Source organism: Bradyrhizobium campsiandrae, assembly GCF_014529705.1.
In the GTDB taxonomy this organism is placed as follows: domain Bacteria; phylum Pseudomonadota; class Alphaproteobacteria; order Rhizobiales; family Xanthobacteraceae; genus Bradyrhizobium; species Bradyrhizobium campsiandrae.
In genome coordinates this window covers 1-23,052 of record NZ_JAANIH010000031.1, presented here as the reverse complement: position 1 = coordinate 23,052, position 23,052 = coordinate 1, and the positions used below count along the sequence as shown (strand labels likewise).

The 23,052-nt window shown below is 65.2% G+C and carries 22 protein-coding genes and 1 pseudogene; 12 read left to right on the top strand and 11 right to left on the bottom strand.

What is annotated here, in order from left to right; translation table 11 throughout:
- Nucleotides 1-65: 65 nt before the first annotated feature.
- From G8O24_RS22655 to der, 6 genes are all read left to right on the top strand, one after another.
- Nucleotides 66-644 carry a UCP034077 family protein gene (locus G8O24_RS22655; protein WP_188103175.1) on the top strand — a complete coding sequence of 193 codons (579 nt, stop codon included), beginning with the start codon at nucleotides 66-68 and terminating at the stop codon, nucleotides 642-644.
- 199 nt (nucleotides 645-843) lie between these two features.
- Nucleotides 844-1,428, top strand: a complete 585-nt coding sequence (locus G8O24_RS22650) for an NnrU family protein (protein WP_188103173.1) — start codon at nucleotides 844-846, stop codon at nucleotides 1,426-1,428.
- 73 nt (nucleotides 1,429-1,501) lie between these two features.
- Complete coding sequence (locus tag G8O24_RS22645; RefSeq protein WP_188103171.1) at nucleotides 1,502-3,097, top strand: class I adenylate-forming enzyme family protein; 1,596 nt, start codon at nucleotides 1,502-1,504, stop codon at nucleotides 3,095-3,097.
- Between the two features lie 171 nt (nucleotides 3,098-3,268).
- Nucleotides 3,269-3,922, top strand: a complete 654-nt coding sequence (locus G8O24_RS22640; RefSeq protein ID WP_188103169.1) for a tetratricopeptide repeat protein — start codon at nucleotides 3,269-3,271, stop codon at nucleotides 3,920-3,922.
- A gap of 44 nt (nucleotides 3,923-3,966) precedes the next feature.
- On the top strand, nucleotides 3,967-4,536 hold the full coding sequence (locus tag G8O24_RS22635) for a hypothetical protein (RefSeq protein ID WP_188103167.1): 570 nt from the start codon (nucleotides 3,967-3,969) through the stop codon (nucleotides 4,534-4,536).
- 50 nt (nucleotides 4,537-4,586) lie between these two features.
- Complete coding sequence (der, locus tag G8O24_RS22630) at nucleotides 4,587-5,969, top strand: ribosome biogenesis GTPase Der (RefSeq protein WP_188103165.1); 1,383 nt, start codon at nucleotides 4,587-4,589, stop codon at nucleotides 5,967-5,969.
- A 118-nt stretch (nucleotides 5,970-6,087) separates the two neighbouring features.
- Here the strand turns inward: der and G8O24_RS22625 are convergent, their stop codons facing one another.
- The 7 genes from G8O24_RS22625 to radA form a co-directional block, all read right to left on the bottom strand.
- Entirely contained in the window at nucleotides 6,088-7,317 is a 1,230-nt protein-coding gene (locus G8O24_RS22625) for an ABC transporter substrate-binding protein (protein ID WP_188103163.1), read from the bottom strand.
- 166 nt (nucleotides 7,318-7,483) lie between these two features.
- A complete protein-coding gene (locus G8O24_RS22620; RefSeq protein WP_188103161.1) occupies nucleotides 7,484-8,632 on the bottom strand; it encodes an NHL repeat-containing protein in 1,149 nt (382 codons plus the stop codon).
- Nucleotides 8,633-8,711: 79 nt separating this feature from the next.
- Nucleotides 8,712-9,455, bottom strand: coding sequence for an SDR family NAD(P)-dependent oxidoreductase (locus G8O24_RS22615; protein ID WP_188103159.1), 744 nt, complete (start codon nucleotides 9,453-9,455; stop codon nucleotides 8,712-8,714).
- An 86-nt stretch (nucleotides 9,456-9,541) separates the two neighbouring features.
- On the bottom strand, nucleotides 9,542-9,685 hold the full coding sequence (locus tag G8O24_RS22610; RefSeq protein WP_188103157.1) for a hypothetical protein: 144 nt from the start codon (nucleotides 9,683-9,685) through the stop codon (nucleotides 9,542-9,544).
- A 15-nt stretch (nucleotides 9,686-9,700) separates the two neighbouring features.
- Nucleotides 9,701-11,212: an amidophosphoribosyltransferase gene (purF, locus tag G8O24_RS22605; protein WP_188103155.1), complete on the bottom strand. Its 1,512-nt coding sequence runs from the start codon at nucleotides 11,210-11,212 to the stop codon at nucleotides 9,701-9,703.
- A gap of 27 nt (nucleotides 11,213-11,239) precedes the next feature.
- Complete coding sequence (locus G8O24_RS22600; protein ID WP_188103297.1) at nucleotides 11,240-11,869, bottom strand: CvpA family protein; 630 nt, start codon at nucleotides 11,867-11,869, stop codon at nucleotides 11,240-11,242.
- Nucleotides 11,870-12,038: 169 nt separating this feature from the next.
- Complete coding sequence (radA, locus tag G8O24_RS22595; RefSeq protein ID WP_188103153.1) at nucleotides 12,039-13,487, bottom strand: DNA repair protein RadA; 1,449 nt, start codon at nucleotides 13,485-13,487, stop codon at nucleotides 12,039-12,041.
- Between the two features lie 204 nt (nucleotides 13,488-13,691).
- Between radA and G8O24_RS22590 the strand changes: the two genes are divergently transcribed.
- Both G8O24_RS22590 and G8O24_RS22585 read left to right on the top strand, forming a co-directional pair.
- Nucleotides 13,692-14,849, top strand: coding sequence for an ABC transporter substrate-binding protein (locus G8O24_RS22590; RefSeq protein ID WP_188103151.1), 1,158 nt, complete (start codon nucleotides 13,692-13,694; stop codon nucleotides 14,847-14,849).
- A 17-nt stretch (nucleotides 14,850-14,866) separates the two neighbouring features.
- A complete protein-coding gene (locus tag G8O24_RS22585; protein WP_244645957.1) occupies nucleotides 14,867-16,903 on the top strand; it encodes a putative bifunctional diguanylate cyclase/phosphodiesterase in 2,037 nt (678 codons plus the stop codon).
- 10 nt (nucleotides 16,904-16,913) lie between these two features.
- On the opposite strand, the gene G8O24_RS22580 is transcribed toward G8O24_RS22585, so the two are convergent.
- Nucleotides 16,914-17,639 (bottom strand): sulfite exporter TauE/SafE family protein, encoded by a 726-nt coding sequence (locus G8O24_RS22580; protein WP_188103149.1) that lies wholly within the window; start codon nucleotides 17,637-17,639, stop codon nucleotides 16,914-16,916.
- Between the two features lie 330 nt (nucleotides 17,640-17,969).
- On the opposite strand from G8O24_RS22580, the gene G8O24_RS22575 reads away from it, so the two are divergent.
- The 3 genes and pseudogenes from G8O24_RS22575 (at nucleotide 17,970) to G8O24_RS22565 (ending at nucleotide 19,641) form a co-directional block, all read left to right on the top strand.
- Nucleotides 17,970-18,278: a hypothetical protein gene (locus tag G8O24_RS22575; protein WP_188103147.1), complete on the top strand. Its 309-nt coding sequence runs from the start codon at nucleotides 17,970-17,972 to the stop codon at nucleotides 18,276-18,278.
- Nucleotides 18,279-18,361: 83 nt separating this feature from the next.
- Nucleotides 18,362-18,730 (top strand): GFA family protein, encoded by a 369-nt coding sequence (locus G8O24_RS22570; RefSeq protein WP_188103145.1) that lies wholly within the window; start codon nucleotides 18,362-18,364, stop codon nucleotides 18,728-18,730.
- 96 nt (nucleotides 18,731-18,826) lie between these two features.
- Nucleotides 18,827-19,641, top strand: a pseudogene (locus G8O24_RS22565) (hypothetical protein).
- Between the two features lie 12 nt (nucleotides 19,642-19,653).
- Here the strand turns inward: G8O24_RS22565 and G8O24_RS22560 are convergent.
- The gene (locus tag G8O24_RS22560) at nucleotides 19,654-20,424 is read right to left on the bottom strand and encodes an exodeoxyribonuclease III (RefSeq protein ID WP_188103143.1); all 771 of its coding nucleotides are present in this window, start codon (nucleotides 20,422-20,424) and stop codon (nucleotides 19,654-19,656) included.
- Between the two features lie 39 nt (nucleotides 20,425-20,463).
- On the opposite strand from G8O24_RS22560, the gene G8O24_RS22555 reads away from it, so the two are divergent.
- Nucleotides 20,464-20,682 (top strand): cysteine rich repeat-containing protein, encoded by a 219-nt coding sequence (locus G8O24_RS22555; RefSeq protein WP_188103141.1) that lies wholly within the window; start codon nucleotides 20,464-20,466, stop codon nucleotides 20,680-20,682.
- A 13-nt stretch (nucleotides 20,683-20,695) separates the two neighbouring features.
- Here the strand turns inward: G8O24_RS22555 and alr are convergent, their stop codons facing one another.
- On the bottom strand, nucleotides 20,696-21,973 hold the full coding sequence (alr, locus tag G8O24_RS22550) for an alanine racemase (RefSeq protein ID WP_188103293.1): 1,278 nt from the start codon (nucleotides 21,971-21,973) through the stop codon (nucleotides 20,696-20,698).
- A gap of 64 nt (nucleotides 21,974-22,037) precedes the next feature.
- Nucleotides 22,038-23,052: replicative DNA helicase (locus tag G8O24_RS22545; RefSeq protein ID WP_188103139.1), on the bottom strand; the 1,015-nt coding region annotated here is incomplete at its 5' end.

The following is a 23,052-nucleotide window of genomic DNA, read 5'->3' as shown; positions in this document are numbered from 1 at the left end:
CCCGCGGGCTTGACGCTTCCACGGACGGTGCCACGTTTGTTCGCGTGACATCGCGGGCTCAGAGCATGTGGCGCGGCATTCTCGTTCTCATACTGTTGGCGATATCAACCGTCGTCTCCGACGCGCGACCGCGCCAGATCAATCCGATCCCGTTCTCTCACTCGCCGTGCAGCGTGCTTGATAACCGCCCGTGCACGCCGTCCTATTGCAGTCCGCTTGAGCACGGGCCCTGCATTCCCGAGATCGACTATCCCTACAGCGAGAACCTCCAACTCACGATCGAGAGCGTGCCGTCAGAGGCCGATCGGGCCAAGTATCAGAAGCCGGATCACGATCTCGACACGATCGGCGACCTCTTCGCCGCGCTGCGCACCTGCTGGTCGCCGCCATCGGACAATGCGCGAACCGGGATGCAGATGTCGGTGCGCTTCAGCTTCAACAAGGCCGGCGGCCTGATCGGCCCGCCGCGCCTGACATATGCGACGGCGGGTGTTCCGGCCGACACGAGGACGACCTATCTCGACGCCATCAATTCATCGCTGAAGGCCTGCCTGCCGCTGAAATTCACCAGTGGCCTCGGCGGCGCCTTGGCCGGACGCCCCATCGCGATCCGCTACGTCGACAATCGCGAACTCGGAAAGTAGCTCTATCCCCTCATCCTGAGGAGCGCGTTCTTCACGCGCGTCTCGAAGGATGAAAGGCCCGATTGTTGCGATAGCCGGGCCTTTCATCCTTCGAGACGCGCGCAAGGGCGCGCTCCTCACCATGAGGGTGAGAGAGTTGCGACCGACGGCCGATCGATGATAGGCGTTTGGCGGGGGCGCTGGTGAAGGGGAGGATATCGTGGGTCTGCTGGTCATGATCCTGGGGCTGGTGCTGTTTTTCGCCGCCCATGTTTTCACAACGAAACGTGATGCGCGCGCGCAGGCGATCGCGCGGCTTGGCGAGGGGACCTACAAGATCCTCTATTCCGTGGTCGCGCTCGCGGGCCTTGCGCTGATCGTTTGGGGCTTTGGCCACTATCGCAGCTCCGGCTGGATCGACGTCTGGTATCCGCCGAAGGCGATGAAGCACATCACGGTCGCGCTGATGCTGCCCGCCGTGATCCTGGTGGTCGCTTCCTATTTGCGCGGGCGCATCTATGCGACGCTGAAGCATCCGATGCTTGCCGGCGTCAAGCTGTGGGCGGCGGCGCATCTGCTCGCCAACGGCGATCTCGGCTCCATCATCCTGTTCGGCTCGTTCCTGGGCTGGGGCGTGTATGACCGCATTTCGCTCAAGCATCGCACCGATGCCGGTGGCCCACCGATTCCGGTGGGCGGCGTCACCAACGATCTGATCGCAATCGCGGTCGGCATCGTCGCCTATCTGGCGCTGGCGTTTGCATTCCATCCCGTCGTGATCGGCGTTCCCGTGATGGGTGGCTAGCCAGTCGGCGCAAGACACTCGCCGCGTGCCCATGCGCGGAAGGTGACAAAAGCAACAACACGAGGACGCTTCCATGGATTGGTCGCAATCTCAGATTCCGCCGATGCGCCTCGAGGCGCGTTTTGGCGATCGGGTGGTGCCGGCTTTCGCGGACCGGCCGGCAAGCCTCTGGGCGATGATCGCCGAGACTGCTGCGCGCAACGGTGACGGGGAGGCGCTGGTCTGCGGCGAGATTAGGCTGAGCTGGCGGCAGGCGGTGGATCAGGCCGCACGGATTGCATCGGGCTTCCGCAAGCTCGGCCTGCAGCGCGGCGACCGTGTCGCGATCCTGCTCGGCAACCGCATCGAATTTCCCCTGTTGCTGTTTGCGGCCGCACATGAGGGGCTCGTCACGGTGCTGCTCAGCACGCGCCAGCAGAAGCCGGAGATTGCCTATGTCCTCGGCGATTGCGGTGCCAGGATCCTGATCCACGAAGCGGCGCTCGCCGAGCGGCTGCCCGATGCGCAGGATGTCCCTGATGAGGTTCATCGCATCGCCGTCGACGGCGATGCGGCCCTGTCGCGCTTCGCCGTGCTTGCGGACAACGCGCCGGCCTCGGCACCGGTCGACGTGGGCGAAGAGGACACCGCGATGATCCTCTATACGTCGGGGACAACAGGCAAGCCGAAGGGCGCGATGCTGGCCCATTGCAACATCGTGCATTCCTCCATGGTGTTCGTGTCCTGCCTGCAATTGACGCAAGCCGACCGCTCGATCGCGGCCGTCCCGCTCGGGCATGTCACCGGCGTCGTCGCCAACATCACGACCATGATCCGCTGCGGCGGTGCGCTGATCATCATGCCGGAGTTCAAGGCCGCCGATTATCTCAAGCTCGCCGCGCGCGAACGCGTCACCTACACCGTGATGGTGCCGGCGATGTACAATCTCTGTCTGCTGCAGCCCGATTTCGACAGCTACGATCTTTCGAGCTGGCGCATCGGCGGCTTCGGCGGCGCGCCGATGCCGGTCGCAACCATCGAGAAGCTCAAGGCGACCATTCCGGGCCTGAAGCTGGCGAACTGCTACGGCGCGACCGAAACGACGTCGCCGTCGACCCTCATGCCGGGCGAGCTGACCGCGAGCCATATCGACAGCGTCGGCCTGCCGTGTCCGGGGGCGCGGATCATCGCGATGGGGCCTGACGGGCGCGAGCTGCCGCCGGGCGAGATTGGCGAGCTCTGGATCCAAAGCGCCTCCGTCATCAAGGGCTACTGGAACAATGCGAAGGCGACGGCCGAGAGCTTCACCGCCGGCTTCTGGCATTCCGGCGATCTCGGCTCGGTCGATGCCGAAGGGTTCGTTCGCGTGTTCGACCGGCAGAAGGACATGATCAACCGCGGCGGTCTGAAGATTTATTCGGCCGAGGTCGAGTCGGTGCTGGCCGGCCATCCCGCGGTGGTCGAGAGCGCGATCATCGCAAAGCCATGTCCGGTGCTGGGAGAGCGCGTCCATGCGGTCGTGGTCACGCGCGGACCGGTCGGCAGCGATGATCTGCGAGCCTGGTGCGCCGCGCGGCTCTCCGACTACAAGGTGCCGGAGACGATGACTGTGACCGCCGAGCCTTTGCCCCGCAACGCCAATGGCAAGGTGGTGAAGCGGCAGCTGCGGGAGCGGCTGATCGAGGCCTGAACGGGGCGGGGGAGGCCCCGGGATATCCCGGGTGTCGCGTTAACGCCTTGATCGAGCTTGCTTTGCCTTGCCACCGCCATATCGATAGGGTATCGCCGCCGCCACGTGGGGACGGGTTTGAGACGCGCACGATCTGGCGCGCGCTCCCGGCCGGGCATGGGATTAACTTAAGTGTCTGAATTATTTGACGAAGTCGACGAGGAAGTACGTCGCGAACAGCTCAAGAAGCTGTGGGACAAATATTCGCTCTACTTCATCGCCCTGATGGTGCTGATCGTGGCGGCCGTGGCCGGCTGGCGCGGCTATCAGTACCTGGAGGCCAAGAAGGCCGCCGAGGCCGGCGCGACCTTCGAGAAGGCCGTCGAGCTCTCGGAGCAGGGCAAGCATGCGGAGGCCGAGACGGCGTTCGCAGATCTCGCCGCCAAGGCCCCCGGCGGCTATCGCACCCTGGCGCGGGTTCGTGCCGCGGCCGAGGCGTCGGCCCGCGATCCCAAGGCTGCGGCCAAGCTGTATGACGACATCGCCGCGGATCGCGGCGTCGGCGGCGAGTGGCAGGACCTGGCGAAGATCCGCGCCGCCGGCCTGCTGGTGGACAGCGCCAGCTATGCCGACATCCAGCAGCGGCTGGAGACCTCCGCCGAACCCAAATCCACCTTCCGCCACAGCGCCCGCGAGGTGCTGGCGCTGTCGGCCTGGCGCAACAACGACATGACCGCGGCCCGCAAATGGCTCGACGCGATCGCCGAGGACGGCGAGACGCCGCCGGGCCTGCGCTCGCGCGCCGAAGCGCTCCAGGCCTTGCTGCCGCCCGTCGCCAAGAGCTGAAATTCGACAGCTGACGGTCCTGAGAGCTGAGACGAGATATCGACATGCGCCGCACGCCACGTTTGATCGCAGCCGCCGTCCTGATTGCCTTCACGGGCCTCTTGGGCGGCTGTTCCAGCGGCGGATTCGATCCGAGCGATCTGCTCGACTTCCTCGACACCAAGAAGAAGCTGCCGGGCGACCGCAAGCCCGTGTTCCCCGAGGGCGTGCCGGGACTTGAGCAGGGCGTGCCCAAGGACATGTACAAGGGCGCCCAGCAGCAACAGGATCCGAACGCGCCGGCCGTCGCAGCGCTGCCGGCCGAGCCGCCGCCCGCCGAGGCTGCAAAGCCATCCAAGTCCGCCAAGGGCAAGAAGGCCAGGCAGCCGGCCTCCACCGCGGCTGCACCGGCTGAGGCGCCGGCCGGCGAGGTCGATGGCGAGGCCCAGCCCGAGGCGGCCCCAGCATCGGCTGCTCCACCGCCGAAGCACAAGATCGTCCGTAAACGCACCACCGCACCGCCGCCGGACCAGCAACCCGCGCAGCAGTCGGCGCAACCGGTGCAGGCCGCCCCGCAACAGCAGACGCAGGGAGCTTTCCCGGCGCCGCTGCCGAGCGGCAGCTTCTCACGCTGACATTTTTTACTGAATTGACAGGCGCAGCCTCCGCGGCGCACGAATGACCGATGTCCTTTACGATCGCCATTATCGGCCGGCCCAATGTCGGCAAATCGACGCTGTTCAACCGCCTGGTTGGACAGAAGCTCGCTCTCGTCGATGATCTGCCGGGCGTCACCCGCGACCGCCGCGAGGGCGAGGCGAGGCTCGGCGATCTCCAGTTCACCATCATCGACACCGCCGGCCTCGACGAGGGCGCCAAGGGTTCGCTCACCGCGCGGATGCAGGAGCAGACCGAGACCGCGATCGCACAGGCCGACGCCCTGTTCTTCGTGATCGATGCCCGGATCGGGCTCACGCCGACCGATCGCGCCTTCGCCGATTTCGCCCGCCGCGCCAACAAGCCGGTGCTGCTGGTCGCCAACAAGAGCGAGGGCAAGCACGGCGACGCCGGCGCCATGGAAGCCTTTGCGCTCGGCCTCGGCGATCCCATCCAGATCTCCGCCGAGCATGGCGAGGGCATGGGCGAGCTTTACGACGCGCTCGCCAAGCTGATGCCGGAGCCCGCCAGCGAGGATGAGGCCGAGGACGACGCGCCGTTGTCCGAGGAGGAGGCCGCGACGCGCCCGATCCGGGTTGCGATCGTCGGCCGTCCCAATGCCGGCAAGTCGACGCTGATCAACCACCTGCTCGGCGAAGAACGCCTGCTGACGAGCCCGGAGGCCGGCACCACGCGCGATTCCATCGCGGTCGAGATCGTCTGGAAGGGCCGCGAGTTTCGCGTGTTCGACACCGCAGGCCTGCGCCGGCGCTCGCGCATCGAGGAGAAGCTGGAGAAGCTCTCGGTCGCCGATGCGCTGCGTGCGGTGCGCTTTGCCGAAGTCGTCGTGATGATGATGGATTCGCAGAACCGCTTCGAGGAGCAGGATCTGCGCATCGCGGATCTGATCGAGCGCGAGGGCCGGGCAGTGGTGCTCGCGGTCAACAAATGGGACCTGATGGAGACCAAGGGGGGCGGTGCGATCTCGGGTCTGCGTCGCGACGCCGACCATTGGCTGCCCCAGCTCAAGGGCGTGCCCATCGTCGCCGTCTCCGGCCTGATGGGCGAGGGCATCGACCGCCTGATGCAGGCGATCCAGGACTCCTACGCGGTCTGGAACAGGCGCGTGCCCACCTCAGCGCTCAATCGCTGGTTCGAGCAGGCGGTCCAGGCCAATCCGCCGCCGGCCGTATCAGGCCGCCGGCTCAAGCTGAACTACATCACCCAGACCAAGGCGCGCCCGCCGAGCTTCGTGCTGTTCTGCTCGCGTGCCGACGCGGTGCCGCAGTCATACCTGCGCTACCTGACCAATTCGATGCGCGAGACCTTCGAGCTGCCGGGTACGCCGGTGCGCATTACCCTACGCGAGAAGGCCAACCCCTTCGCCCACAAGCGCAAGCGGCCGTCGTGAGTAAATAGCTTCGTAGGGTGGGCAGAGCGAAGCGTGCCCACCACTTCTACGTTTGTGGAGAGATTGGTGGGCACGGCGCTTTTGCGCCTTTGCCCACCCTACGGCAGAGTCTCCCGCCTTATTTCTTCACCAGCGGGCACTCGCTGTCCTTGAGCGGCTTGGCCGCATCGTCCGCCGAGATGGTCGAGATCAGCTTGTAATAGTCCCACGGTCCCTTCGATTCGTCCGGCTTCTTCACCTCGAACAGATAGGCCGGGATGATGCGGCGGCCGTCCTCGCGGAGCGGGCCTTTGCCGAACAGCGGATCGTCGGTCGGGATCTCCTTCATCTTGGCGACGACCTTGGCGCCGTCATGCGGGTTGCCGCCGAGCGCCTCCAGCGCCTTGAGGTAATGAATCACGCCGGCATAGTTGCCCGCCTGGGTCATCGACGGCATCGCCTTGTTGGCCGTCTTCTCCTGGAAGCGCTTCGACCAGGCGCGCGTGGCATCGTTGAGGTCCCAGTAGAAGGATTCGGTGAAGGTCAGGCCGTGCGCGGTCTTGAGGCCGAGCGAATGGACATCGTTGATGAAGAGCAGCAGCGCCGCGAGCTTCTGGCCGCCCTCGACGATGCCGAACTCGGCGGCCTGCTTGATCGAGTTGGTGGTGTCGCCACCGGCATTGGCAAGTCCGACGATCTTGGCTTTCGAATTCTGCGCCTGGAGCAGGAATGACGAGAAGTCGGAGGTGTTGAGCGGATGCTTGACGCCGCCGAGCACCTTGCCGCCATTCGCGGTCACGACCGCGCTGGTGTCGCGCTCGAGCGCCGCACCGAAGGCGTAGTCGGCAGTCAGGAAGAACCAGGTGTCGCCGCCGGCCTTGGTCAGCGCCTTGCCGGTGCCGGTGGCGAGCATGTAGGTGTCATAGGTGTAGGAGATGGTATTGGCGTTGCAGGCCTTGCCGGTCAGGTCGGCGCTGGCGCCGCCATTGTTGAGTAGGACGACGTTCTTTTCCTTGGCGACGTTACTCACCGCCAGCGCGACGCCGGAGTTCGGCGTGTCGGTGATCATGTCGACCTTCTGGGTGTCGATCCACTGCCGCGCGATGTTGACGCCGACGTCAGGCTTGTTCTGGTGGTCGCCGCTGACGACCTCGATCTTCCAGCCCTTGGCTGCCAGGCCGGAATCCTCGACCGCCATCTTGACCGCCACCACGGAGCCCGGGCCGCCGATGTCGGCGTAGAGGCTGGACATGTCGTTGAGCACGCCGATTGTGACGGTCTTGTCCTGGGCGTAGGCTGATGATGCAAATCCGAAAGCGGCGGCGCAGGCCAGCAGGGCCGCGGAGCGGCGCGCGAACGTCGTCGTCATAAAAGGTCTCCTCCATTGTCAAATAGGCGGACGGCTCTCTTGCGGAGCCTTGGTCCGGCAAATTCCGTAGCCTGTCCGAGGGACGGCGGCAATGCGCCTAAAGCCTGAAGACGCCGCGTCGTTGCGTCATCCGTCGGTTAACTTTTGGGCAATATGCGTTGAGGCGCTATTTCAGCGCGTCCGAGGTCAGCTTGAATTTCTGGATGCGTTTGCCGGTGTCGACCTCGGCGGTATAGACGTTACCCGCGGCATCGACCGCCATGGCATGCACCCAGTGGAATTGTCCGGCATTGCGGCCATTGCGGCCGAAGCTGCCGACCACGCTGCCGTCCTCGCGCCTGATCACCCTGATCTCGTTGTTCTCGCCGTCGGCGCTGAGCAAATAGGTCTGCTTCGGATCGGGCCAGATCGCGATGTCCCAGACGGCGCCGTTGCCGAGCGTATTCTTCTCGAAGAAGAACTCCTTCACGAAGGTGCCGTCCTTCCGGAACACCTGGATGCGATTGTTGATGCGGTCGCAGACATAGACGAGACCGTCATTGGCGATCTTCACGCAGTGGACGGGATTGCCGAACTGCTGCGATACCGGCGCCTTGGGATCAAAGGCCGCCTGCTTGGCGTCTTCGGGCTTGTTGCCATAGGCGCCCCAGTGCCGCTTGTAGGCGAGGGTGGTCGCGTCGAACACGATGACGCGGCGGTTGCCGTAGCCGTCGGCGACGTAGATCTCGTTCGCCTCCTTGTCGATCGCGGTCTCCGCGGGCTTGCCGAGCTGCGTGGTGTCGTTGCTGCCGAGGCTCGGCGCGATCCTGCCGATCTGGGCCACGAACTTGCCGTCGAGCGTGAACTTCAGGATCGCGTTGTCGTTGTCGGCGTTGCCGCCGATCCAGACGAAGCCGCGCTCGTCGACCTCGATGCCGTGCTCGCGGCCGACCCATTCATAGCCGGGACCAGGCCCGCCCCAGGATCGCAGCAGATTGCCGTCGGCATCGAATTCGAGCACGGGCGGCGCCGACACGCAGCATTTCGAACGCGGAGGGGTGAGGCTTGCACCTTTCTCGTCGTCGGTGAGCGAGCGCGGACGATGAATGATCCAGATGTGTCCTTGCCAGTCGACGGTGATGCCGCCGATCTGGCCGAGGATCCAGTTGTTCGGCAGCGGTTTTGGCCAGGCGGGATCGACCGCGAAGGTCGGGACGTTGCCTGCGTCCGCCGTGCCGGGAAGCACAAAGGCGGTGACGGCGATCAGGATGGAAAAGACGTGAGAGACGCTTGCCAGCGCACGTGTGAAGCTTGCGCAACCGTGCCATGACGCCATGGCGACCTCCCTTTTTTAACTTGCGGCTTTGCTGCCGCTTGAGCGCGGGCAGTCAATCGCGGGGAGGCATGTGAGTCAATCAGGCCGGCGCGCGGAAGCTCATCAGGCTGCGCGTCTTGTAGTCGTAGAACTTGCCGGTCTCGGTCCAATCGGGCGCGCACAGTGGCACGATGAATTCGGCGACCTGCTCGGGCGTATCGAGCGTTGCGGGATCCTCGCCCGGCATCAAGGTGGCGCGCATGCGGGTGCGGATCGGGCCCGGGTTGAACAGATTGACGCGGATTGCGGAGTTCGCGGTCTCCTGCGCCCAGGCGCGTGCCAGTGTTTCCAGCGCGGCCTTGGAGGCGGCGTAGGGGCTGACATAGGCGGTTGCCTTGTTGGCGGCGCCCGAGGTGATGAACACGGCGCGCCCGGCGTCGGACTGCTTCAGCAGCGGCTCCATGCAGCGGATCAGCTGGAAGTTCGCGGAGACGTTGACGGCCATGACGTCGTTGAAGGTCTTCAGCTCGATATGGCCGACCGGCGAGGAGGGGCCGAGCACGCCGGCATTGCCGACGAGAATGTCGAGCTTGCCGTAGCGCTCGTGCAAACCGGCTCCAAGCCGCGCGATGCCGTCGGAATCGGTGAGGTTGAGCGGCACCAGCGTGGCGCCGTCGCCGCTGACCTTCCGGATCTCGTCGTCGAGCTCTTCCAGCCCGCCTTGCGTGCGCGCAGTGGCAACGATATGCGCGCCGGCCTTCGCCAGCGCGAGAGCGGTGGCAAAACCGATGCCGCGCGAGGCGCCGGTGACGAGAGCGATGCGGTCGGCGAGGGGCTTTGTCATGTCCGTGTATCCACGTCTTCGCGGCGGGTTTTACAGACATGGGTCACCGGGACAAGCCCGGCATGACATAATTTTGCCTTCGAGCTTCAGCCGTCGCGGGTCAAATGCTTGAGATCGTCGTTCGACGCGTTTTCCGATTTGGTGGGTGTTACCTTCATACCCTGTCGGAAGGCGAAGACAATGAAGCTGACCAAAAGCACTCCGCAGAAGATAGCGATGATCGTCTGCATGGCCCCGTCCTCGTGTCAGCTCGCCTCCGCCAGCAGCGACAGTTGCCGCGGTTGCGGCTCGATCTGGGTCTGATCGGTGAGGTGGGTCGGATAGACGCCGGTGAAGCAGTGATCCGCAAATTTCGGATTGGCGGGGTCGCGGCCGGGCTCGCCCATCGCGCGGTACATGCCGTCGATCGACAGGAAGGCGAGCGAGTCCGCGCCGATCAGCTCGCGCATCTCCTCCAGCGAATGCGTCGCGGCCAAGAGGCCGCCGCGATCTGGCAGGTCGATGCCGTAATAATCGGGGTAGAGGATCGGCGGCGAGGCGAGGCGGAAGTGCACCTCCTTGGCGCCGGCATCGCGCATCATGCGCACGATCTTCTTCGAGGTGGTGCCGCGCACCAGGGAGTCGTCGATCAGGATGATGCGCTTGCCTTCGATCGCGGCGCGGTTGGCCGAGTGCTTCATGCGCACGCCGGATTCGCGTATCGCCTGCGTCGGCTGGATGAAGGTGCGGCCGACATAGTGGTTGCGGATGATGCCGAGCTCGAACGGCACGCCCGAATGCTGGCTGTAGCCGACCGCGGCGGGCACGCCGGAGTCAGGCACCGGCACCACGACGTCGACGGGCACATGGCTCTCGCGCGCGAGCTGCGCGCCGAAGGCCTTGCGCACCTCGTAGACCGAGCGGCCGTGGACGATGGAATCCGGCCGCGAGAAGTAGATGTATTCGAAGATGCACGGGCGCGGCGCCATCGGCGGGAACGGCTTGTGGATGTCCTGGCCGTTCTCGTCGAACACGATGACCTCGCCGGGCTCGATATCGCGGACGAAGCGTGCGCCGATGATGTCGAGCGCGCAGGTCTCCGACGTCAGGATCGGGCAGCCGTCGAGCTCGCCCAGCACCAGCGGGCGGATGCCGCGCGGGTCGCGCGCGCCGACCAGCTTCTTGTTGGTGAGCGAGACCAGCGCATAGGCGCCTTCGATCTCGCGCAGCGCATCGATGTAGCGCTCGATGAAGCGGCTGCGCCTCGAGCGCGCCACCAGGTGCAGGATCACCTCGGTGTCGGAGGTCGACTGCATCATAGCGCCGCTCTTGACGAGCTCCCGGCGCAGCGTCAGGCCGTTGGAGAGGTTGCCGTTGTGAGCGACCGCAAGGCCGCCGGCATTGAGCTCAGCGAATAGCGGCTGCACGTTGCGCAGGATGGTGGCGCCGGTCGTGGCGTAGCGGACGTGGCCAACCGCCGTGGTGCCGGGCAGGCGATCGATCACCTCGCGGCGGGAAAAAGTATCGCCGACGAGGCCGAGACGCCGTTCACTGTGGAAGCGGCTGCCGTCGTAAGAGACGATGCCGGCGGCTTCCTGGCCGCGGTGCTGGAGGGCGTGAAGGCCGAGCGCCGTGATGGCGGCAGCCTCAGGATGTCCGTAGATGCCGAATACGCCGCATTCCTCGCGGACCGTGTCTCCGTCCAGGTCGTCCTGAAGCTCTAGTGCGGCCGGGCCGGTATCGAGATCAAGTTGGGCGTCCTGGTCAGGGTGTCGCATCTCGTCCGCGCCTCTCTGTTGGCTCAATTAACGCGCCGCAGGTTTCTCGATCAGCTTCTTCAGGCTGTCACGAGCAGGTTTGCTGTAGCCGTCGCCGCTGCCCGGAGGCTGCTGCTCGGTGTCAGCTTGATCATCTTCTGGTTTGTTTTTCTTGAATCTCTTCAAGATGGTGTTCTCGGGGTCATCAGGCAAGAGGGCCATCAGCCAATCCCCGGTTCCCTGGAGCACCACGCGGGATTTGGCCCCCGTGACCCAGTCCGGGCGCTGCTTGTCCGGCACCAGCCAGGTGAAGAACAGGAAGGCCACCACGACGATCAAAAGCCCGCGCGCGAGGCCAAACAGGAACCCGAGGGTGCGGTCCAGCGCGCCAATGCGCGAATCCAGGATCATGTCGGAGATCCGGACCGTGATCACGGAGACCACGATCAGGGTGCCGACGAACACGCCTGCGACGACGACCACGCTCGCGACCGTGTCGTTGTTGAAATAGGTCTTGGCGGTCGGCAGCAGCTTCGAGAAGGAGTAAAGCGTCACGATTGCCGCCGCGCCCCAGGCCGCGATCGACAGGATTTCGCGCATGAAGCCGCGAACCATGGCGAGCAGGCCCGAGATCAGCATCACACCGAGCAGGATCAGGTCGAGGAGTGTTACTGGCATCGGCTGGTCTGGTCCGCTCGTACTCTCAAAGGTGCTGTAGCCGAATCGGTGCTTGGCCGCCGCCCTAAAAGAGAGGCAGACGGCGCTTCCGGCAAGGCCGTAACCACGCAATCCCATGCTGCTTTTGTGACGGCTGTATAGCGGCGGGGCCGCGTGGCGTCACCTCCGGCTACCCCTCTCCGCGGCGGAATCTTGCCGGTGTGGCATTTTTCTCCGCCGGCGCGCTCGACTCGCCCCGGCGGGAGCCGCTGGCGGCGATTTCGGCGACCAGGGTGGTGAGGCTGTTGACCGCGTTCAGCGACAGGCCGGCGTCGCCGCTGGCCTCGCCGCCGCGGGCCGATTCGGGCAACACGGCACGCTTGAAACCGAGTTTTGCCGCTTCCTTGAGCCGCGCAGGGGTCTGCGCCACCGGGCGAATGACGCCGGAAAGCGAAATCTCGCCGAAATAGACCGCATCGGTGGGTAACTGCGCATTAACCAGGGAGGACACCAGCGCGGCCGCTGCAGCAATATCGGCGGCCGGTTCATGGATACGCAGGCCGCCGGCGACGTTCAGGTAGACGTCATGGCCAGACAGCTTGACCCCGCAATGCGCCTCCAGCACGGCCAGCACCATCGAGAGCCGGCTCTGATCCCAGCCGACCACGGCCCGTCGCGGGGTGCCGAGCGAGGTCGGCGCGACCAGCGCCTGCAATTCGACCAGAACGGGCCGCGTGCCCTCGATCCCCGCGAAGACGGCAGTGCCGGGCGTGCCGAGGTCGCGCTCGGACAGGAACAGCTCCGACGGGTTGGTGACCTCGCGCAGGCCAAGGCCGGTCATCTCGAACACGCCGATTTCGTCGGTGGGGCCGAAGCGGTTCTTCACCGCGCGCAGGATGCGGAATTGCTGCGAGCCTTCGCCCTCGAACGACATCACGGCGTCGACCATGTGCTCGACGACGCGGGGGCCGGCGATCTGGCCGTCCTTGGTGACGTGGCCGACCAGGATGATGGCCGCACCTGTTTTCTTGGCAAAACGAATCAGCGCCTGCGCCGAGGCGCGCACCTGCGTGACAGTGCCGGGCGCCGATTCCACCGTGTCGGTCCACATCGTCTGGATCGAGTCGATCACGATGAGACGGGGAACGGTGCCTTCGGACAGCGTCGAGACGATATCCTCGACCGAGGTTTCGGCCGCGAGCTGCACAGGCGCATCCGAGAGCCCGAGCCGTTCGGCGCGCAGCCGCACCTGGGCGATGGCCTCTTCGCCGGAGATGTAGACGATGCGGTGGCCGGCGCGCGCCATCATGCTGGTCGCCTGCGTCAGCAGCGTCGACTTGCCGATGCCGGGATCGCCGCCGACCAGCAGCACCGAGCCGCGCACGAAGCCGCCGCCGGTGACGCGGTCAAGCTCGGTCATGCCTGACGACATGCGCGGCGCGTCAGGACTTTTGCCGGCAAGACTTTCCAGCGCGAAGGTTCGCCCCTTGCGCTTGGAGCGGATCGAGACCGGCACGCTGCCGCTGGTATCTTCCTCGGCCAGCGTATTCCACTCGCCGCAGGACTCGCACTTGCCCTGCCAGCGGTTATAGGCCGCACCGCAGTTCTGGCAGACGAAGGAAAGCGTGTTCTTGGCCATGGGTATGGTGAGTCGGAGGTTTCAGATGCGCTGATAGCACGGAACGGTGGGCTGCGCGGGCGTCCGTGAGCGCTTCCATTAACCCAATTCCGTGCGGCCGATACACCCTTTGTTAGCGCTACGCCGCCCTGCCGCGCCGGGCTTTGCCAAATGTTAGCGGACGCAGGTCCAGTTTCGGAACCAAGACGGGGTGGGGCGAAAAGAATGACGGTTCTGTTACGCATATTGCTTGCAATGGGCATCGCCTGGGGCGCTCTCGCTCCGGCCGGCTGCGCCGTTGCGGCCGATGCAAAACCGCTCAACATCGTCTTCGTGAACCCCGGCAAGACCGGCGAGGTCTATTGGGACATGGTCGCGCAGACCATGCAGGCCGCCGGCCGCAAGCTCAACGCCCATGTCGAGGTGCTGACCAGCGAACGCAATTACCGCACCATGCAGGAGCTTGGCCTCGGCGTGGTCGCCCGTGCCGACAAGCCCGATTATCTCATTCTCTCGAACGAGGAGTCCGCTGCCGTTCCGATCCTGGAAGCGGCAGAGGCGGCAGGCGTCAAGACGCTGCTGCTGTCGAACACGCTGATTGGCGAAGACGCCGTGCGTCTTGGACCGCCGCGGGCCAAGCTCAAGAGCTGGCTTGGCGACATCACGACCGATCTGACGACCGCGGGCGCGCGCATGGCCAATGCGCTGATCGGCGCCGCACGTCAGGAGAAATGGCAAAGCCCAGACGGCAAGATCCATCTGCTCGGGATCGGTGGTGACGAGATCACCCCGGCTTCGATCGCCCGCAATGCCGGCCTCCAGCTCGCCGTCGCGGCCGCGCCCGACGTGGTCGTGGACCGGATGCTGTTTGCCAACTGGACGCAGTCGGAAGCGGAGAAGGTCGCGGCCAATTATCTCGGCTGGGCGCAGCGCAAGGGCATCCGCCCCGCAGGGATATGGGCTGGAAACGACCCGATGGCGCTCGGCGCACTGAAGGCCGTTGAGGCCGCCGGCATCACGCCGGGCGAGACTATTCAGGTCGTCGGTCTCAACTGGTCGGAGGACGCACTGCGCGAAATCAAGGCCGGGCGCCTGCTGCTGACCGATGGCGGTCATTTCCTGCTCGGCGGCTGGTCTGTCGTGCTGCTGCGCGACCATGCCGATGGTTGCGACTTTGCGTCGGCTTCGCCGCATGTCGAGGTCAAGACGTCGGCGATCACGCGCGACAATCTCGGCTCCGTCGCCGGGCTGATCAAGGTCCGGGCCTTCGATCGCATCGACTTTGCGCGGTTCAGGGCAAAGCCGGACCGTTGCGGCCAATATGATTTCTCCGTCGACGCGCTGATCTCGTCGCTGTCGCCACCAAGCGGCACCGCCGAATGATGCGGGACGAGGACAGGATGAACGGCTCGAAGAAGCCCGCGGCGTCGCGTTCGGTGGTCCGCGCGATGATCTGGGCCACCGTGCCGGTGCTGCTGCTGGTGCAATTGCTGGCTTCGGCCGGCGTCGAGATTTCGAGCTTCTGGTCGCAAATCAGGCAGCTCGATGCCCGTATCGCCCGCGTCGCCGAGAGCCGTGCCGAGCTGATCGCCGAGCCGCTCTGGAAGATGCGCTACGACCAGGTCACCGGCGTGCTCAACGAGATCATGCACGACGAAACCATCGCGGCCGCCGCCGTCTATGACGATACGGGCGTCGTGATCGCCCGGGTGGTGGCGCGGCCGACGGTGCAGGCTCTCACCGAAATCTCGCGTCCGATCGCCTACAGCAACGGCAACATCGCCGTGCAGGCCGGCCGCATCGTGATCGCCTATTCCTACGCGACGCTCTATGTCGACGCCGGCAGCAGGCTGGGGCTGCTTCTCGTCGTCGGCCTGCTCGGGACGCTTGCGACCGTGATCGCGATGCGGATTTCAGCCAACAATTTCATTGGCAAGCCGCTGGCCGCGATGATGTCGGCGATCCAGCGCAGCAAGCAGGACGGCCGCGCCTATCCGGCCGACGTCAAATCATCGAACGAATTTGGCCAGCTCGCGCAGGCCTTCAACGCGATGCAGCACACCACCTCGGGCGCGCTCGACCGGCTCGGTCACATGGCCTCGCACGATCCGCTGACGGGGCTGCCCAACCGGCGCTCGCTGTCCGAGCGGCTGGTGACCTTGAGCAAGGAAGCCGCTTCGCCGGACGCGCTGATCGCATTCAACTTCATCGACCTCGATGATTTCAAGGCCGTCAACGACACCTTCGGTCACGATGCCGGCGACAAATTCCTGGTTCACATCTCCGAGCGGCTTCGCGGCACGGTCGGACCGGCGGATTGGGTCGCGCGGCTCGGCGGCGACGAGTTCGTGGTTATCAGGCCCGAGGTCGGCAATGAAGCGGCCGCGCAGGCCTTCGCGCGGCAACTGCTCGATGCGATTTCCGCGCCGATCCTGCTGCATGACAAGCAGGTCGTGCCGCGTGCCAGCATCGGCCTTGCGGTGCGCCGCGCCGGTGATCCCGAACTGTCCCATCTGCCGGCGCTTGCCGATATCGCGCTCTACCACGCCAAGAGCAAGGCGCCGGGCACCGTTGCGGTGCTGGACGAAGCGCTGCAGCGCCACTATCGCCGCCGGCGGGATCTGGAACTGACCATTCCCACGGCCTTCTCCGAGGGGCAGTTCGAGGTCTGGTATCAGAGCCAGGTCGACCTCGAGACCCAGGACGTCACCGGCCTGGAGGCGCTCATTCGCTGGCGTCATCCCGAGCACGGCGTGATCAGCCCGGTCGAATTCCTGCCGCTGATCGAGCGCAGCGGCAACAACGCGCGGCTGACGCGCTATGTGCTGACCGACGCCTGCCGGGCGCTGCAGCATCTGGCCGCTGCCGGCAGACCGCAGATCAGGATCGCGATCAATCTGCCGCCCTCGGAGCTCGCCGACCATTCGCTCGCATCCGAGCTGCGCGAGACCTGCGAGCGGTTCGGCGTTGCGGCCTCATCGCTCGAGCTCGAGATTACCGAGGGCTCGCTGATCAACAACATCGCCAGCGCATCCGATACGCTGCGCCGGTTGCGGCGCTTGGGGGCGACCATTGCGCTCGACGATTTCGGCACGGGCTACAGCTCGCTCGCTCATCTCAGGCGCTTTCCGCTCGACAAGGTCAAGATCGACAAGGCGTTCATCCGCGAAATCCCTGAAAGTGCCGAGGACAAGGCGATCGTCGGCGTCATTGCCTCGCTCGCGGGCACGCTCGGACTGACGCTGGTCGCGGAAGGGATCGAGCGGGCCGAGCAGGCGCAGGCGATGCGCGAGATGGGTGTCAGGCTCGGCCAGGGCTTTCTGTACCATAGGCCGCAGCCGCTCGCAGCCGTGCTGCGAGAGCTCGCCGCAGCCGGCGGCAACCGAGAACGCGTGCTGGCCGACAGCCCGCCGATTGCACCCGAGTTCGCCTTCTGAAGTGGCTCGATTAAGGCTGCGTCGCGTTCCAGAGCATCGACAAGCCAGCCGCGATCATGATGGCATCCATCACCAGGCGGAATATCTCCGGCTTCAGGTGCAGCACGAAGCGCTTTGCAACGAAAGCGCCGACCATCAGCGATGAGCCCGCGACCAGGCCCTTGATGAAGAGCTCCTGCGTCAGCGCACCGAAGCGTTCGAACGTCACCGATTTGGCGAAATAAAGCCCCAGCGAGGCGGCCGCCTCGGTCGCCAGAAAGGCGCCCCTGGACAGGCCGTAGAACAGGAACAGCGGCACGCTGAGCGGTCCGGTCGAGACCACGATGCCGGTGAGATAGCCGATGATCGCGCCACCGATCGCAAGATGCCAGAGATTGGCCTTGAGATCGTGCCGCGCCAGCCAGTGCCGCACCGGCACCATGGCAATCAGGAAGATGCCGATGGCAAGATCGACGGCATGCGAGGGCAGGGCGAGCAGCGTCCGCGCGCCCAGCACCGCGGCCGGGACGCCCGTGACCGAATAGGCGAGGCAAGCCCGCCAGTCGACCTCGCGCCACCACGCCAGGATGCGCGAGAAATTCGCCATCACAGAGGCGATCGCCATGATCGGCACGGCCTGCTTCGGTCCATAGGCGTAAACCAGCACCGGCATCAGCATGATCGATGAGCCCGTGCCGACGATGCCGGATAGGGTGCCTGCGATGAGGCCGACGCTGAGGACGAAGAGGAAGGGCAAGGGAGGGCTCCCGGGAATCGAAACAGTGTAGCCGGATTCTCCGCTCTCGTGTCCCGGACGCCGTCGGCAGGCGTGACGCTCCGCAGAACCGGGATCCAGAAAGCCTCGCGGTACGCTGAAGCATGGGCCCCGGCTCTGGAGCGCATCCTACCGGACGATGCTCGCATCCTCGCGGCTCATCTTTGCCTGTCAGGGAACGCAATATCTCGTGGTGCAGCTTGGTTAACTGCCGGTGTTGCAGGTGGCGCCAATCCGACCGGTTCCCGGGCCGGATCCTTAGAATTTGAAGCGTATTGATCGGAGCGTTCGCTCAAAGAATTTGAGGCCGTGATGCCCGACCATCATTCCTTCTCCGCTCTCGACCGCCACGCGGTGCTCAGCGGGTCCGACGACGGTTTTCCCTGGTACGCCGGCGCCATGCTCGCGGTCGAAGCGAGCGAGGTGGTTTGCCTCCGCTGCGAGAAGCTCAGCCATGGCGACGAGGCCGCCGGACGGGAGGCCGTTCTGATGGTCAGCGAGAAGGTCGCCGCCGCTTTCGAAGCGTTTGCCAGCCTGCTTGCGGGCGCAACACCAGCTGCGGTGGTTCAGCGCTATCGTGAGCACGTCGCCGCCAACGCCAAACGGTTGTCGGCGAACTAGTCTTTCCGAGGCATCCCGCTGCTGACAGCATGTTGGCAGCAGGGGCGGGCTATGACCACCTCCTGACAAAACGGGAGCGGATCATGCCGATCGAGGCAAGCTGCCATTGCGGTGAGACGGTATTCGAGGTGACGGAGGCGCCCACGAACGTGACCCGCTGCACCTGCTCGCTCTGCGCCAAGCGCGGCGCGCTATGGGCCTATTACACGCCGGCGCAGTTCAGGCTGTTGTCGCCTCCCGACAACGTCGCGACCTATTTGTGGGGGAGCCGTACCGTCAAGCATCACTATTGCGCGAATTGCGGCTGCGGCACCTATTCGGAGTCGCCGGACTGGTCGACCGGCAAGCCCGATTTCGACAATCCGAAGGTCGCGGTGAATGCGCGCCTGTTCGACGACTTTGATCTGGAAGCGGTTCCCGTCAACGTCATCGATGGCAGGAATTTGTGGTGAGCAGGCGCCGGCTGCATATCTGATGCACGCCCGTCCCCTTGAGGCGATTTTGAAAAGCTGATTTGTTTCCGGCCCGAGAAAAAGGGAAGGAAACCCATGATGCGTCTTTTTGCGCGAGTGATGCTCGCAATGTGTCTGGCCGTTGCGGCCGGCTCTCATGCACAAGCGCAGACCAGGCCGAAGATCACCTCGCTCGGGCCAGACTATCCCAAGGCCACGCTGTTCGTCGGCAATAGCTTTTTCTACTACAACAATGGCATGCCCGGGCATCTCTCCTACATGCAGCGGGCTGCGGATGCAGCGAACAAGGCGGCCTATCGCAACACCATGGCGACCATCGGCGGCTCCGGCCTCGATTGGCACGACATGGACAATCTGCTGCGGCCGGGCGGCCTCGGCGCCTACTCCTTCGACGACCAGAACGTCGTCGTCTTCAACAAGCCGGGCAAGCAGTTCGATACGGTCGTGATGATGGATTGCAGCCAGTGTCCGATCCATCCGCAATTGAAGGACGCCTTCAGCACCTTCGCCAGGAAGGACAGCGAGATCGTCCGCGCCCACGGCATGCGGCCGGTGCTGTTCATGTCCTGGGCCTATCTCGACAAGCCGGAGATGACGGAAGGGCTGGCCGAGGCTATACGACCGCCGGCAATGCCAATGATGCGCTGGTCATTCCCGCGGGCCTCGCCTTCGCACGCGTCCGCAAGCTTCAGCCGGAGCTCAACCTTTATGCGCCGGACAAGCGGCACCCGAGTCCGGCGGGTACCTACCTCGCATCCTGCGTGACGTTCGCCGCGCTGACGGGACGCTCGCCGGTCGGCAATTCCTACACGATGGGAATTGACCCGCAGACGGTGCAACTGCTGCAGAAGGCGGCATGGGACACGGTGCAGGACTATTACGGGCGGTGATGCACGTCGTCGTTATTTGAGCACCACCCACGCCGGCGCATGATCGCTCGCACCGTCCTCGCCGCGCACCTTCTTGTCGACGCCGGCTTTTGCCAGGCGCGAGACGAGGGCGGGGCTGAGCAGCAGGTGATCGAGCCGCAGACCCGCATCGCGCGGCCAGCGATTCCGCTTGTAGTCCCAGAATGTGTAGATGCGTTTCTCGCGGTGGAGTTCGCGGATCGCATCGCACCAGCCCTGTTCGACGAGCGAGGCGAACGCCGCGCGGCTCTTCGGCTGGATCAGCGCATCCTTGTCCCATGAGCGCGTCGGATAGATGTCGATCTCGGTGGGCGCGACATTGTAGTCGCCGGCAAGGACGACCGGCAGATCCTGCTTGAGGAAAGTCTTCGCGTGGCGTTTCAGCCGCGCGAACCAGTCGAGCTTGTAGTCGAATTTCGGCCCCGGCTGCGGATTGCCGTTCGGCAGATAGATGCTGGTGACGATGACGCCGCGCACGGCGGCCTCGATGTAGCGCGCCTCGTGGTCGTCGGGACGTCCGGGCAACCGGTCGCGGGTCAGCACCGGCTCGGCGCCGCGGGCGAGGATGGCGACGCCGTTCCACGTCTTTTGTCCCCGCCAGACCGCGCCGTAGCCGGCCTTTTCGATCGCTGCCGCCGGAAATTCGCCATCACTTGCCTTCAATTCCTGAAGCGCGACGACATCGGGTTTGGCCGCGCGCATCCACGCGAGCAGATTGGGCAGGCGGCGGTTGATGTTGTTGATGTTGAATGTCGCAATCTTCATGTAGAGCTAACGCTTCCGCCTTCCGTCCCCGGAGATCCAATGTCCAAATTGAGCTTTGCCGCTATCGCATTCGTCGTCGCGTTCTCCGGGGTGGCTTCGGCACAATCGGGCAATCAGCACGGCGCATGCAAGGCGGACTACGACAAATTCTGCGCCGGCGTTGCACCGGTCGGCGGCAAGGTCATTGCCTGTCTGGAGGCCAAGCACGACAAGCTGAGCGCGACCTGCAAGGCCGTGCTGGATAGCCGGAAGAAGTAAGCGGGCGAGACGCTCAGCTCGGCAGCGGCGGCGGGCTCGCCTGCTGCTCGATCGGCGGCGGGGAGGAGGGCTGTTCGGCTGCCTTCGCGGGCTCCGGCTTCACCAGCGGCTCGACCACATTGCCGCCCTTGTAGACGCGGGCGTAACGGTGGCCGAGGCTGGTCAGCACCTCGTAACCGATGGTGCCGAAATGATGTGCGAGCTCGTCGACGGTGATGCCCTCGCCGAGCAGCGTCACCATGTGACCACGCCGGGCCGCGTTCGGCGGCAGATCGGTGATGTCGATCGCGATCAGGTCCATGGAGATGCGGCCCGCCACCGGGCAGCGCTTGCCGGCGACGATGACCTCGGCGCCGCGGGTGCCGTCATTGGAGCTGGCGGCGCGGAAATAGCCGTCGGCATAGCCAACCGCGATGATCGCCAGTTTGGTCGGCCGGCGCGCGGTCCAGGTGCCGCCATAGCCGACGGTCTCGCCGCGCTCGACATTGCGGGTCTGGACGATGCGCGCTTTGAGGTCGACCACCGGCTGCATCGGATTGTCGGCTTCCGGCGTCGGATTGACGCCGTAAAGCGCCGCGCCCGGGCGCACCAGGTCGAACTGGAAGGGGGCGCCGAGGAAGATTCCGGAGGAGTTGGCGAGCGCCGCAGGCACGCCGGAGAATTCGCTGGCAATGCCGCGGAAGGCGGCGAGCTGCCTGGCGTTGATCTGGCTGTTGAGCTGCTCGGCCGCGACCAGATGGCTCATCACCAGCGTGATGCCGTGATCGCCGGCATTGATGCGTGGGATGATCGCCTGCGCTTCGGACAGCGTCAGCCCGAGCCGGTTCATGCCCGTGTCGATATGGATGGCGGCGCCGCCGGACCAGCCGGTGCGGCGGCAGAACACGTCCCATTCGGCGAGCTCGTTGAGATCGCCGATCACGGGACGGCAGTTGATCTTGGCGTAGTGCTCGCCGGTGTTCTGGAAATAGCCGCCGAGCACGTAGATCGTGGCGTCAGGCACCGCCGCGCGAGCGGTGCGCGCCTCCTCGATGGTGGCGACGAAGAAGGTCTTGCAGCCGGCCTTGTTCAGGGCTTGGGCGACCTGCGCTATGCCGCAGCCATAGGCGTCGGCCTTGATCACCGCCGAGCACTCGGCCGGCACCGCCGTCTTCTCGAGCTTGCGCCAGTTGGCGATGATGGCGTCGAGATCGACGGTGAGGATGCCGCCATAGGCGGCGAGCGCGGCAGCCTGATTGGCCTCCACGGAAAGAAGGCCGGATTGCGGGATCATGTTCGGGTCGGACGCCATTGTCATGGCGCCGTTTTACGCAAGAGGCAGGACTGGTTCAAGGAACTCTGCCGGTTCAAGGAACTCAGTAATCGTTGCCGCTGCGGGCCGGCAACTGACTGTCAGGCGCGAGGTCTCCGAACCGCGTGACCGACGCTTCGAACGCCAGATCGACGGTGCCTGTCGGGCCGTGACGCTGCTTGCCGATGATGACTTCGGCCTTTCCGTGCGCAAGACTCATGTCAAGCTGCCACTTCTCGTGTTCAGGCGTCCCCGGACGCGGCTCCTTCATGGCGAGGTAATATTCCTCGCGATACACGAACAGCACGACGTCGGCGTCCTGCTCGATCGAGCCGGATTCACGCAGGTCGGAAAGCTGCGGCCGCTTGTCGTCGCGGGATTCGACCTGGCGCGAGAGCTGGGACAGCGCGATGACGGGAACGTTGAGTTCCTTGGCGAGCGCCTTCAGGCTGGTGGTGATCTCGGTGATTTCCTGCACGCGGCTGTCGCTGGCGCGCTTGCTCGAACCTGACAGCAGCTGGATGTAGTCGATCACGAGCAGATCGAGGCCCTTCTGGCGCTTGAGCCGGCGCGCGCGCGCCATCAGCTGCGCGATCGACAGACCGCCGGTCGCGTCGACGTAGAAAGGCAGCGATTGCAGCTCGATCGAGACCTGGCGGATCTTCTCGAAATCCGCCTCCGAGATGCCGCCGCGGCGGATGTGGGAGGAGGGGATGCCGGTGCGTTCGGCGACGATACGGGTGGCGAGCTGGTCGGCCGACATTTCGCAGGAGAAGAAGCCGATCACGCCGCCATTGGCAGCCTTCATGGTGCCGTCGGCCTGGAGTTCGCCGACATAGGCCTGCGCGACATTGTAGGCGATGTTGGTCGCGAGCGACGTCTTGCCCATGCCCGGGCGTCCCGCGACGATGATCAGGTCGGAGTGCTGGAGACCACCCATCTTGGTGTCGAGGTCGCGCATGCCCGTCGAGATGCCCGACAGCTTGCCGTCGCGCTGGAACGCCTTGGCCGCGAGATCGACGGCGACAGCCAGCGCCTGCGAGAACTTCTGAAAGCCGCCGTCATAGCGGCCGGACTCG